At 53.9% G+C, this 13,619-nt stretch carries 10 protein-coding genes; 9 read left to right on the top strand and 1 reads right to left on the bottom strand.

Annotated elements, in window-relative coordinates:
- The 4 genes from KP80_RS23205 to KP80_RS01890 all read left to right on the top strand — a co-directional run.
- Positions 1–1,998: hypothetical protein (locus KP80_RS23205; RefSeq protein ID WP_197276130.1), on the top strand; the 1,998-nt coding region annotated here is incomplete at its 5' end.
- A gap of 313 nt (positions 1,999–2,311) precedes the next feature.
- A complete protein-coding gene (locus KP80_RS01900) occupies positions 2,312–3,664 on the top strand; it encodes a TolC family outer membrane protein (protein ID WP_052281890.1) in 1,353 nt (450 codons plus the stop codon).
- Between the two features lie 96 nt (positions 3,665–3,760).
- The gene (locus tag KP80_RS01895; RefSeq protein ID WP_052281885.1) at positions 3,761–5,947 is read left to right on the top strand and encodes a type I secretion system permease/ATPase; all 2,187 of its coding nucleotides are present in this window, start codon (positions 3,761–3,763) and stop codon (positions 5,945–5,947) included.
- 49 nt (positions 5,948–5,996) lie between these two features.
- Complete coding sequence (locus KP80_RS01890) at positions 5,997–7,295, top strand: HlyD family type I secretion periplasmic adaptor subunit (protein ID WP_419772947.1); 1,299 nt, start codon at positions 5,997–5,999, stop codon at positions 7,293–7,295.
- Between the two features lie 37 nt (positions 7,296–7,332).
- On the opposite strand, the gene proP is transcribed toward KP80_RS01890, so the two are convergent.
- Complete coding sequence (gene proP, locus KP80_RS01885; protein ID WP_052281883.1) at positions 7,333–8,835, bottom strand: glycine betaine/L-proline transporter ProP; 1,503 nt, start codon at positions 8,833–8,835, stop codon at positions 7,333–7,335.
- A 687-nt stretch (positions 8,836–9,522) separates the two neighbouring features.
- Here proP and kdgT point away from each other — a divergent pair.
- The 5 genes from kdgT (at position 9,523) to phnD (ending at position 13,559) form a co-directional block, all read left to right on the top strand.
- The gene (gene kdgT / locus KP80_RS01880; RefSeq protein ID WP_052281882.1) at positions 9,523–10,521 is read left to right on the top strand and encodes a 2-keto-3-deoxygluconate transporter; all 999 of its coding nucleotides are present in this window, start codon (positions 9,523–9,525) and stop codon (positions 10,519–10,521) included.
- A gap of 174 nt (positions 10,522–10,695) precedes the next feature.
- Positions 10,696–11,031, top strand: a complete 336-nt coding sequence (locus KP80_RS01875; RefSeq protein ID WP_052281881.1) for a zinc ribbon domain-containing protein YjdM — start codon at positions 10,696–10,698, stop codon at positions 11,029–11,031.
- A 121-nt stretch (positions 11,032–11,152) separates the two neighbouring features.
- On the top strand, positions 11,153–11,599 hold the full coding sequence (yjdN, locus tag KP80_RS01870) for a VOC family metalloprotein YjdN (RefSeq protein WP_052281880.1): 447 nt from the start codon (positions 11,153–11,155) through the stop codon (positions 11,597–11,599).
- A 132-nt stretch (positions 11,600–11,731) separates the two neighbouring features.
- Complete coding sequence (gene phnC / locus KP80_RS01865; protein ID WP_052281879.1) at positions 11,732–12,520, top strand: phosphonate ABC transporter ATP-binding protein; 789 nt, start codon at positions 11,732–11,734, stop codon at positions 12,518–12,520.
- Between the two features lie 22 nt (positions 12,521–12,542).
- Positions 12,543–13,559: a phosphonate ABC transporter substrate-binding protein gene (phnD, locus tag KP80_RS01860; RefSeq protein WP_052281878.1), complete on the top strand. Its 1,017-nt coding sequence runs from the start codon at positions 12,543–12,545 to the stop codon at positions 13,557–13,559.
- Positions 13,560–13,619: the final 60 nt, after the last annotated feature.

Below are 13,619 nucleotides of genomic sequence, written 5' to 3'. Positions count from 1 at the left end.
GATGCCGATTCCGACGCGGATGCCGATGCCGACGCGGATGCCGATGCAGATGCAGATGCGGACGCCGATGCCGATGCAGATTCCGACGCGGATGCAGATGCGGATGCCGATGCGGATGCCGATGCCGATGCGGATGCCGATGCTGATTCTGACGCCGATGCAGATGCCGATTCCGACGCAGATGCGGATGCCGATGCGGATGCTGATGCCGATGCCGATGCCGATGCCGATGCTGATTCTGACGCCGATGCAGATGCCGATGCTGATTCGGACGCGGATGCAGATGCGGACGCTGATGCCGATTCTGACGCCGATGCCGATGCGGATGCAGACGCCGATGCCGACTCCGACTCAGATATCAATCTCGACGTGAAGTTTGACGTGTCGGGTGGTTCAAAAATTACCGAGGTCAACGGCGGCAGTTCAAATCCTAATGGCTTTGATGTGGATGAAAGCGGCAAGATTGTTTCGGTCGGCGAGAACGTCGTGCTGTGGGTGTCGGCAGACGATATTGGTAAATACGTTTCCGAAGATATCCCGCAAGAAAATATCCATATCTATACCCAAGGTAATGCCCAAGGGACCGAAGGTAAGTCGGACGTCTTCGTGCTGCATGAGAACAGCACCTACACGCAAGGCGATAACACGCAACACGCGATGAATGCGGTAAACGGTAACCGGGAGCCAGCCAGCAGCGACGCGCATGACTATATCTTTGTCGCCGGGTCGTCGAATTCATCCGCGAATTATGGTTCTGCTAACCAAAATGGCAACATCAACTATTTCGAGAGTATTAACGTCACCATCGGCGGCAAAACCTATCAAGGTAACAACCGGTTAACTGATGTTATTTCCGGAAATGGCGAAGAAAAACTGGACCCAGGTCATTCAGATACCAAGACGTCATGGCAGTACGACCTGAATATCGATGCTGATCTGAACGGCGGTGCGGAAGGCGACCACATTAAGTCGATAACGCTGAACGGTTTGCCTGTGGGCTCCGTGGTGAGCTACACGGATGCCGACGGTCATACTGTTAGCATCGAGGTGAAAGACACCAATGGCATCACAATTGACGTGGGTGATAACGCCAATCTCGATATGAACCTGACCGTCACCTCACCGACTGAAATCACGGGCGATCACCCGATCAATGTCGATGTCACCGTGGAAGTGGACGGAACGGAGCACGAATCCGGTCCTGTCATCGATGATGATGCCACGCACACTTTCCCGATTGCCGGGGGAGAGGAGACACACAGCGACGATATGGTGAATACGCTGGATGTCGCGGACGATGTGAGCCATAGCACGGCCGAGCACACCGATACGGCAAACTCGACGGATCACACGGAAGAGACCTCTTCTACCGATCATGCTGAGGATAGCAGCTCGACGGATCAGGCCGACGATAGCAATACCGCAGATGCTGATGGAGCCGATCAGAGCGGCGATCATACGTCCGAATCGGATACGACTGACCAGACTGGAGATACCGAGTCAACGGATCAGACGGATCAGACGGAGGATATCGGTTCAACCGACGACGAGACGTCTACGGACGACAATGGCGCCAGTCTGCTGGTTGATGACGATCACCTCGACCTGAGCGCGGTAGATAGCGACAACAGTCAGCTGTCTACTGCCGAAGAGAGCCCAGAGAGTTCGCTAAACCTGTTGCTGGGTGACATTGATACTCAACTCGCGGAAGCCGACAGTACCCAGAGTACGGAATCGCAGGCGGATACATCAGCGACGGCGACTTCTGAGTCTGACCAGGAAAGCACACTCGATCTGAGCGATATCATCCATGATGATGACAGCAAAGATCTCAGTTCGCTGATCCAGGTTCCTGATGCAACGGAGAATGCCGAAACGGCAGGCGAGGTTCAGGATGTACCGGCAGAAAGCGGAGGCGATCAAGGCGGTGACACCTGGAGCGCATCGGACGGCGCAGAGCTGGATCATCTGATTGCCCAGCCAGATACGGACTCTTAAGACCTAAGGGTCGGCGAAAGCCGGCCCTTTTTCTCTACCAGCAGCACCAGACATACGATCAACCCGTGAGCTATCACCCGTTGATAGGGGATTATCAAGGCGCCATGACGTCACCTGACCCAGGGTGGTGAATAAAAAACCACCATTATTAGTCATGATGAAGCAATAGATCTAAGTGATATTATGAGCCACGCTCTGGGGACGTTATTGTCCTCGTAAAAGACAGCGCTTTTTTATTTTTTTGTCTGAAGACATTGCCTCTGGTGGACAACATCACAAACCAAGGAAATGAACGTAAGGAAAGGACGACATGATGAATAAACACATTCGGGTATTAACCGGCATCTCTTTGCCACTGTTGTTCGCAAGCAACGTCAATGCAGCCTCATTAGAGCAGGCGGTCAAGGACAGTTTACTTTGGCATCCGCAGGTCAGCGCTTCAGTCAACAGCCGCTACTCTGCCGACCAGGATTTACGCGCTGCAAAAGGCGGGTATTTGCCATCGTTAGATCTCTCTGCCGGTACCGGTTGGGAGCAGACCGATAACGCCAGCACGCGGGCTGCCGACGATCACCGTCGTAACCTGCACCGCAGTGAGTCCAGCATTAATTTGCGCCAGAACGTGTTTAACGGTTTTGCCACCACCAGTGAAGTCGCTCGCCAGACGGCGACCGTTAACTCTCGCGCCTACTCGGTGATGAACACCAGTGAAGTCACGGCGCTGACGGCAATCCAAAGCTATCTCGACGTGCTGATGCGCCAGCGTATGGTGAAGCTGGCCGAAGATAACCTGAAAAACCACGAACGTATTTTTGATCAGATCCGTCTGCGTACCGAACAGGGCGTCGGGCGTACCGCTGATTATGAACAAGCTCAGGCGCGTCTGGCACAGGCAAAGAACAACCTGCTGACCGAGCAAACTAACCTCGAAGACGCCCAGGCAAATTATTACAGCGTCGTGGGTAAAGAGGCCGACAGTCTCTCCATGCCGCTAACTACCAAAATCCCGGCCACTCAGGCCGAAGCCCGTAAGCAGATGCTGGATAATAGCCCACTGTTGAAACAGGCAGACTCTGATGTTGATGCGACCCGCCAGCAGTATGAAGCGGCAAAATCGCGTTTCTATCCCAGCGTAGATGTCGATGTTGGGCGCCGTATGGATAATAACGTCGACGGCACGCGCGGCCACGACCAGGAATGGCAGGCGATGGTTCGAATGAACTACAACCTGTTCAACGGCGGTAGCGATAAGGCACAGCTGTCTTCTTACGCGTACAAAATGCAGGAAGCCCAGGACGTTAAACGCAATGCGCTACGCCAGCTCGACGAAGAGCTGCGTCTGTCCTGGAACGCCTGGCAGAACGCCAAACAACAGGTTCCGATTGCTAAAGACTACGCCGACCGCAGCGCCGTGGTGCGTACCGCATATCAGGAACAATTTAGTATCGGTGAGCGCAGTCTTCTCGATATGCTCGACAGCGAAAACGAAGTGTTCAACGCCCAGCGTCGCTACGTTGAGATGCAGTTTACGGAGATGTTTACCACCTACCGCATCAACGCGCGAATTGGCGATCTGTTAAAACAGCTTAATATTCAGGCGCCATCGGCAGCGCAGCCGGTAGAGGTGCAGCAAACTGCACACAGCAACTTACCTGAACTGAAGTAACAGATTTTGGGCCTACGGGTTATCTCATCATCCGGTGAGATAACCCTTATATTCTTTAGCCTGTGCGAGTTTTTCGCTGGTTTATAAGGTCTGACTATGGCGTCTTATACTGATCCACTTGAGCAAGCCACCCCCGCAACTGATGACACCATCAGGCACGATCCGCGTCAAAACCATGACGACCCCCTGCTCGACTCGCTGATGATCGTCTGCAAGCTGCATAACATCATTACCAGTCGTAACGTCTTAACCGCCGGCTTGCCTCTAAAGGCGAACCTGCTGACCCTGAGTGCGTTTCCACGCGCAGCGCAACGCGCAGGCCTGAAAGCGCGAGTCCTTCAGCGCCCATTGGAAAAAATCTCCCCGCTGTCATTGCCAGCGGTTGTTCTGCTTAAAAACGATCAGGCAGCGGTGCTGATTGGCTGGGATGACCATCAGCGCGCGCGTTTACTGTCCACGGAGACGGAAGGCGGGGAAATCCTGCTGGAGCGCGAAGCGCTGGATGAAAGCTACAGCGGTAAAACTATTTTTATTCAGCCTGGGCACGCTTTCGACAATCAGCCCACGGCCACCATTCCGCAGACCAAATCCTGGTTTAAAGACACCTTAAAACTGTCGAAATATCTCTATCTCGATTCGGTTGTGGCCAGCTTTATCATCAACATTATCGCTATCGCCACGCCGCTGTTCGTAATGAACGTCTATGACCGCGTGGTGCCAAACCAGGCAACCGCCACCCTGTGGGTATTGGCTATCGGTATTTCTATCGCGTTTGTCTTTGATCTTATTTTGAAGATATTACGCGGAATCTGCCTCGATCTCGCGGGTAAAAAGACCGATCTCATCGTTTCGGCAGCGCTGTTTGAACGGCTACTGGGGATGAAAATGAAGGTACGTCCTCATCGGGTAGGTGCCTTTGCGCAGAACTTCCAGGAGTACCAGTCGGTCAGAGAGTTTCTCTCTTCTTTGACCTTAACGGCGCTGATTGATTTCCCGTTCACGTTGTTAATTCTGCTGGTGATTGCGATTATCGGCGGCCCGCTCGCCTTTATTCCCCTGCTCTGCTACCCGATAGCCTTGTTGGTCAACTGGCTGATTCAAAAGCCGCTGTTGGAACAGGTGCATAAAACCTATCTTCTTTCTACCGAACGCCAGGCCATGCTGGTTGAGACGGTCGCCGGTCTGGATGCAATTAAGGTCAATAACGCACAGAGCGAACGCCAGTATCAGTGGGAACAAATTATCGGCCAGCTCAGCAAGCTTGAGCTGCGGGTAAAATCCCTCTCGTACGTGGCGGTTAACTTTACCGCCTGGATCCAGCAAATTAGCGGCGTAGCGCTGATTGTTTTCGGGGTTTACAGCATTATTGCCGGCAACCTGAGCATGGGTGGGCTTATTGCCTGTTACCTGTTAAATCGCCGCGCGGTGATGCCAATCGGTCAGTTCTGTAGTCTGATAACCCGCTATCAGCGCGCAAAAATGACCAAAGCCACCATCGACCGTATGATGGCTCTTGAGCAGGAAGTTCAGGACGGCGAGGTCCCGTTGAAGCGCGAGACGCTGTCCGGGGCCATTGAGTTTCGCGACGTCACCTTCCGCTATCCACAAAACCAGTTTGTGTCGCTGAACGGCATTTCACTCAAAATTGAGCCGGGCGAAAAAGTGGGCATTATCGGCCGCAGCGGATCGGGCAAAAGCTCGCTGGCAAAACTGCTGGTTGGGTTTTATCAGCCCGATGGCGGGACAATCCTTATTGACGGTATTGATGCCCGTCAGCTGGACGTTAACGACGTACGCCACAATATCGGTTACGCCCCGCAGGACATCCACCTGTTCAGCGGCACGCTGCGCGATAACCTGTTAAGCGGCGCTGGCTACGTGGATGATGAAACCATGATCCGCGCAGCAACCGTTGCAGGCGTGCATGAATTCGCCCGTCGCCACCCTTCCGGCTACAACATGCAGGTCGGCGAACGTGGGATGAATCTCTCCGGCGGACAGCGACAGGCCGTCGCCCTCGCCCGCTCTCTGTTGCTCGATCCACCCATACTGCTGATGGACGAGCCGACCAGCTCGATGGATAACACCAGCGAAGACTTGATTAAGAAAGCGCTGACGCCAATGGTAAGCAATAAAACGCTGCTGCTGGTGACGCACCGCGCTTCTTTGCTGTCGCTGGTTGACCGGTTGATCATCCTCGATAACGGTAAAATCATCGCAGATGGTCCAAAAGAAAGCGTGATGACGGCACTGAAAAAAGGACAAATTCATGCGCAACGCTAAACTTACCCGCCTGTTGAAGTGGCTCTTTGGCGATAAGAACGGCGCACCGATGACCACCAATGAGGTCAACAAAGCGTTACTCGACGATTCGCCACGGGTCGTGCGCATCACGCTGTGGGCGATTCTCGGCTTCTTCATCATCATGATTGCCTGGGCTTCACTGGCTGAAATCGATGAGGTAACGCGCGGTGACGGTAAAGCGATTCCGTCTTCGCGTCTGCAAAAAATCCAGAACCTTGAGGGCGGTATCGTCGCCGAGGTATTCGTCCATGAAGGGGAAGTGGTTAAGGCCGGCGCGCCGTTGCTGCGTCTCGATGACACCCGCTTTCGTTCCAACGCCGGTGAATCTGAAGCAGACCGCTTTGCGCTGGAAGCCCGGATTCAACGCCTGACCGCACAGCTGGCCGACAAAGAGACGCTGACGCTGTCAGCGGATATCCTCGAGAAATCACCGGATATCGCCAACGGCGAAATGGAGCTGTTTGCCAGCGTCAACAAGCGGATTCAGGGCGAGCTGTCCGGGTTAAACGAGCAACTGGTGCAGAAGAAGCAGGAGCTACTGGACTTCCAGGCAAAAGCTGCGCAGTACCGCCGCAGTCTGGGGCTGTTGCAGCAGGAGATTGGCATGTCCGAGCCGCTGGTCGCCAAAGGCGCGATTTCGCGCGTTGAGGTGCTGCGTCTGCGTCGCTCTGAGGTGGAAACCCGTGGACAGCTAGAATCGGTCACCCTGGCAGTGCCAAGAGCGCAGGCGGCGATTAAGGAGATTGAGAGCAAGGTCAACGAAACCCGTGGACGCTACCGCAGCGATGCGTTATCCCAGCTTAACGAAGCGCGTACCGATCTCAGTAAAATCGAAGCGACCGGAAAAGCCATTGATGACCGCGTTAACCGTACGCTGGTCACCTCTCCGGTGCGCGGTATCGTCCAGCAACTGATGGTTAATACCATTGGCGGCGTTATTCAGCCGGGCAACGATCTGGTCGAAATCGTTCCGCTGGACGACACGCTGCTGATTGAAGCCAAAATTCGTCCGCAGGATATCGCCTTCTTACGTCCAGGCCAGGAAGCCATCGTCAAGTTTACCGCTTACGATTACACCATCTACGGCGGGATGAAAGGCAAGCTGGAGCAGATAAGCCCGGATACGGTGACCGATAAAGACGGCAAAAGCTTCTACGTAATTCGCCTGAGAACTGATAAGAACCATCTCGGCAGCGATGAGAAACCGCTAATTATCATTCCGGGGATGGTGGCATCAGTGGACATTATTACCGGCAAGAAAACCATTCTGGCCTATCTACTGAAGCCGATTCTGCGGGCAAGAGCTGAAGCCTTCCGCGAACGCTAAACATAAAAAACCCGGCGGTAAGCCGGGTTTTTCTTTATTACTCGTTAATCTTCGGATGCTGCATCACCAGCTGCGAACGTTTCGCCTGCAGTTCTGCAATCTCCGCATCGATATCTTCAATCTTGTGTTCGATGTGGTCGTGATGCTCCTGCAGGATCTCTTTCGCTTCAGCTATATCCGATGCCGCAGGTGTTGCGCCTTTCAGCGGACGGTTGGCGGTCTCTTTCATCATCACGCCGGTAATCAAACCAATCACCGCCACCACCATCAGATAGTAAGCTGGCATCATCAGGTCCTGAGTCGACTCCACCAGCCAGGCGGCCAGCGTCGGCGTCAGACCCGCAATCAGCACCGAGATGTTAAAGGCGCTCGCCAGCGCGCTGTAGCGGATATGCGTCGGGAACATCGCCGGTAACGATGATGCCATCACCCCGGTGAAGCAGTTGAGGATCACCGCCAGCAGCAGCAGACCGGAGAAAATCAGGCCAATGGAGTTACTGTTAATCAGCACGAAGGCCGGAATAGAGAACACCAGCAGCGCAATGCTCCCCACCACAACAAACGGGCGACGGCCAAAGCGGTCGCTCAGCAGCCCCATCACCGGCTGAACAAACAGCATACCAATCATAATGGCGATGATAATCAGCACGCCGTGATCTTCCGAGTAGTGCAGGTTATGCGACAGGTAGCTCGGCATGTAGGTCAGCAGCATGTAATAGGTAACGTTGGTTGAAATAACCAGACCAATACAAGCCAGTAGACTACGCCAGTGTTTGGTCGCAATCTCTTTAAACGATACTTTTGGCCCTTCCTGCAGACCCTGGCGGTCGCCCTGTTCGAGCTTATCTACGTGCTGCTGGAACGCCGGCGTCTCTTCCAGCGCATGGCGCAGGTAAAGACCGATAATCCCTAGCGGCAGCGCAACGAAGAACGGAATACGCCAGCCCCAATCAAGGAAGTTTGCCTCACCGACGGCGGTAGACAGCAGAACAACCAGTCCAGCCCCCATCACAAACCCAGCAATCGAGCCAAAGTCCAGCCAGCTGCCCATAAAGCCACGCTTACGGTCAGGTGAGTATTCAGCAACAAAGATAGACGCCCCGGTATATTCACCGCCTACCGAGAAGCCCTGCGCCATTTTACACAGCAGCAGCAGGATCGGTGCCCAGATACCGATTGTCTCGTACGATGGAATAAGACCAATACAGAAGGTACTGAGCGACATAATGATAATGGTGATGGAAAGAATCTTCTGTCGACCGTATTTATCCCCGAGCATCCCGAAGAACAGACCGCCAAGCGGACGAATCAGGAAGGGAACGGAGAATGTCCCTAGAGCGGCAATCATCTGTACGCTGGGATCGGCGTCCGGGAAGAAGACTTTACCTAGCGCATAAGCCACAAATCCATAAACCCCGAAGTCAAACCACTCCATCGCATTACCTAATGAGGCTGCGGTAATCGCTTTGCGTAGTTTGGCATCGTCGATGATGGTGACGTCACGTAACGTGATCGGTTTTACTTTTTTCCTTCTAAGCATGGTTTTCCTTGTTCAATTTCGCCTTGAACGCACACCCAGTGGCGGCAAACAGCACAGCATTTGCGAGGGTGCGTAAAGGGAACCGTGGATATGCTGGTTCCGTTTATCCAAGCGTAGCAGGTTTGCATGTCTTCGCTGGAGGATGTTTCTCCAGACAATCAAACCTGTTGAGCCTGATGGCGAGTCAGTTAAAAAAGTCACCCTCAAAAAATGACCGATTGAGGGAGAATCCTATTTACCCTAACAGCGATTAATATTGTGATCAACTTAACAAAACATTGACGCTTGCTACCAGCCCGAAATATTTCCCTGACAATTGCAGGCTGATTCCGTCGTTACCCTGCGTCTCACCGCCTCCCCACCACCTCCATTTCTCACCCATTTAAACTTAGATTTATTTCAAAACATTTCACAAAAGATTCACAGCTTTTTTATTTCTCATTAGATTCAAAATTTCACTTATGAAATATGTGATCCATATAACTAAAACATCGTTTCATTTTCATTGAATAGATATTCCAGCAAATGCATTATAGCGTCCGAAAGCGCGTTAAAGATGCCAGAAAACGCCGCCCACCTCGGGTGATTACTGGGATAAAAACACCAGATGATAGCAGCCTAACAGGCTGAAATTATTATACTTAACCTCTTCTGTCACCGTGCGGTGATACGAAGCGAGGACGCCTCATGAAAATTAAAGCAACAATGGAACGAATCCCTGGCGGGATGATGCTTATCCCGTTACTGTTAGGTGCAGTGTTAAATACATTCGCTCCCACAACCGGTGAATATTTCGGTTCATTCACCAAGGGAATGATCGGTGGAACAGTACCTATTCTGGCTGTCTGGTTCTTCTGTATTGGGGCATCTATTGATTTACGCGCTACCGGCACCGTATTACGCAAATCCGGGACGCTGGTATTGACCAAAATTGCCGTTGCCTGGGTCGTGGCAATGATTGCCGCAACGTTTATTCCTGACACCGGAATTCAGACCGGATTCTTCGCGGGTCTGTCCGTATTGGCGATTGTGTCCGCGATGGATATGACCAATGGCGGTCTGTACGCCAGCCTGATGAATCAGTACGGCACCAAAGAAGAGTCTGGCGCATTCGTACTGATGTCTCTGGAATCTGGCCCGCTGATGACCATGGTGATCCTCGGTTCCGCAGGTCTGGCCTCTTTTGAACCGCACCACTTCATCGGTGCTGTCCTGCCGTTCCTGATTGGCTTCGCGCTGGGTAACCTCGATCACGATCTGCGTTCGTTCTTCAGCAAAGCAACGCCAGTACTGATTCCATTCTTCGGCTTCGCGCTGGGTAACACCATCAACCTGAACGTTATCCTCGACACCGGCCTGCTGGGTATCGTGCTGGGCGTGGCGGTTATCGTTATCACCGGTATCCCACTGATTATTGCCGACCGTGTGATTGGCGGGGGTAACGGTACTGCTGGCGTAGCGGCGTCCTCCGCTGCCGGTGCCGCGGTCGCCAACCCGGTCATCATCGCGCAGATTAATCCGTCGTTCGCACCGGTTGCTGCCTCCGCAACTGCACTGGTGGCCGCCAGCGTCATTGTCACCGCGATTCTGGTACCGATTATTACCGCGCTGTATGCCAAACGTTACGGTGCGCCGAAGCCGGTTGAAACAGAAGCACAGGCCGTATCGCAAGCCGCTCACCACTAATCCTTTCCCCCCCTTGCCCGAGGGGGGTTTACGTTCCTCCCCTCTCTTTCTTCCGTCCATCTCCGGGATAACACCGACAAATGCAGGGTTTTGTTGTATCATTAAGGCCATTTTCGGCGATTTGCCGTTTTACAGGCCCTTGCCTTTCGCACTGCACTTTTGAGGATATCTCCCATGTCATTACCCCATTGCCCACAATGCAATTCCGAATACACCTATGAAGACAACGGCATGTTCATCTGCCCGGAATGCGCGCACGAGTGGAACGATGCTGAACCTGCGCACGACAGCGATGAGCTGATCGTCAAAGATGCCAACGGCAACCTGCTGGCCGATGGCGATAGCGTCACCGTGGTGAAAGATCTGAAGGTCAAAGGTAGCTCTTCCATGCTGAAGATCGGGACCAAAGTGAAGAACATCCGCCTGGTCGAAGGCGACCACAACATCGATTGTAAAATCGACGGTTTTGGCCAAATGAAGCTGAAATCTGAGTTCGTGAAAAAGAACTGATTTAAGCATGAGTATTGCCGGATGACGCTACGTTTATCCGGCAATACGCCCCCGCCACGCTTCGCTCCCTGCACCGACTCGCACTACACTTAATGGGCTATCCTTACCTGAGGTAACGATCATGCCTTTAAGTCCCTATCTCGCGTTTTCCGGCAACTGCGCCGACGCTATCGCCTATTACCAACAGGCGCTAGGCGCGGAGCTACGCTACAAAATCAGCTTTGGCGAAATGCCCCCCTCCGCCATGGATGATGAAGGCGGCTGCCCATCCGGTCTCCAATTCCCCGACAGCGCCATCGCCCACGCCAATCTTCATATTGCGGGCAGCGACATCATGCTGAGCGATTCCGTCCCGGCTGATAACCTTCATTACGGCGGTTTTACGCTGGTGCTCGACACCCAGGACGTGAAGGAAGGCAAGCGCTGGTTCGATAATCTCGCCGCCAACGGCAAGGTTGAGATGCCCTGGCAGGAGACCTTCTGGGCACACGGTTTTGGCCGCGTCGTCGATCGCTACGGCGTGCCGTGGATGATTAACGTTGTCAAACAGCAGGAGCCTACACTCTAACCCGACGGGAGGCACAGCCTCCCGTTCTGTCATCAAATTCCCGCCAAGAATTCATCCCCAAGCAATCATTGCTTAACCGAAACGTCACATTAATTCGCCACGATGGGGCCACTTTTTTGAAGGGGTTCCAGCATGCAAACGATTATTCGCGTTGAAAAGCTCAACAAGACGTTCAATCAGCATCAGGTGCTTCACGCCATTGACCTGAACGTGCACGCCGGTGAGATGGTCGCTCTGCTTGGGCCATCCGGTTCTGGCAAATCCACCCTCTTACGTCATTTAAGCGGCCTGATCGTCGGCGATAAAACGCCGGAGTGCAGGGTCGAGCTGCTCGGTAAAACCGTCCAGCAGGCGGGCCGTCTGGCACGCGACATCCGTAAAAGCCGCGCCCATACCGGCTACATCTTCCAGCAGTTCAACCTGGTCAATCGCCTGAGCGTGCTGGAGAACGTGCTGATTGGCGCGCTCGGCAGCACCCCGTTCTGGCGCACCTGCTTTAGCTGGTTTACCCGCGAGCAAAAGCAACGTGCCCTACAGGCGCTGACCCGCGTGGGGATGGCGCACATGGCTCATCAGCGCGTTTCAACCCTTTCCGGCGGCCAGCAGCAGCGCGTGGCGATTGCCCGGGCGCTGATGCAGCAGGCCAAAGTGATCCTCGCCGATGAACCTATCGCCTCACTGGATCCTGAATCCGCGCGCATCGTGATGGATACCCTGCGCGACATCAACCAGACCGACGGCATCACCGTGGTGGTGACGCTGCATCAGGTCGACTATGCGCTGCGCTACTGCGAACGCATCGTCGCGCTGCGTCAAGGACACGTGTTCTACGACGGTAGCAGCCAACAGTTTGATAACGAACGTTTTGATCATCTCTACCGCAGCATTAATCGCGTCGAAGAGAACGCGCAGGCTGCCTGACTCCCCACAATGAGGAATGGAAATGAGCTATAAGACGGTTGCCGCGCTGGCCTTTACCAGCATGTTCAGTCTCAGCACCCTGCTGACCCCGGCGCACGCCGAAGAGCAGGAAAAAGCGCTGAACTTCGGCATTATTTCGACGGAATCACAGCAAAACTTAAAGCCACAATGGGAACCGTTCCTGAAGGACATGGAAAAGTCGCTGGGCGTTAAGGTGAATGCCTTTTTCGCCCCAGACTACGCCGGGATCATCCAGGGGATGCGTTTTAATAAAGTCGATATCGCCTGGTACGGCAATCTCTCTGCCATGGAAGCAGTTGACCGCGCGAACGGCCAGGTGTTCGCCCAGACCGTCGCCGCCGACGGCTCCCCAGGTTATTGGAGCGTGCTGATCGTCAACAAAGACAGCCCAATCAACAACCTCAATGACCTGCTCGCCAAGCGCAAAGAGCTGACCTTCGGCAACGGCGACCCGAACTCCACTTCCGGGTTCCTCGTCCCAGGCTACTACGTCTTTGCCAAGAACAACGCCTCCGCCAGCGACTTCAAGCGCACCGTTAACGCCAGCCACGAAACCAACGCGCTGGCCGTCGCCAACAAGCAGGTCGACGTGGCCACCAACAACACCGAAAACCTCGACAAGCTGAAGACCTCGGCGCCGGACAAGCTCAAAGAGCTGAAAGTTATCTGGAAGTCGCCACTGATCCCCGGTGACCCAATCGTGTGGCGTAAGAATCTGTCCGAAACCACCAAGGACAAGGTTTATAGCTTCTTTATGAACTACGGCAAGACGCCGGAAGAAAAGGCCGTGCTGGAACGTCTGGGCTGGGCGCCGTTCCGCGCCTCCAGCGATCTGCAGCTGCTGCCAATTCGCCAGCTGACGCTGTTTAAAGAGATGCAGACCGTGAAAGGCAACGGCACGTTGAACGCCGATGAAAAGGCCACGAAGACTGCCGATATTCAGGCACGCCTGAACGACCTTGATCGTACCACCGCAGCGATTGGCGCGATGACCTCGGTGACCAAAGCGGTGCAGTAATTGATCCCCTCTCCCCTATGGGGAGAGGGTTAGGGTGAGGGGGAATAGTGCACGCTGATG

This window comes from Kluyvera genomosp. 1, from assembly GCF_001266615.1.
Classification (GTDB): Bacteria; Pseudomonadota; Gammaproteobacteria; order Enterobacterales; family Enterobacteriaceae; genus Kluyvera; species Kluyvera cryocrescens_A.
This window is presented reverse-complemented; position numbering and strand designations above follow the sequence as displayed.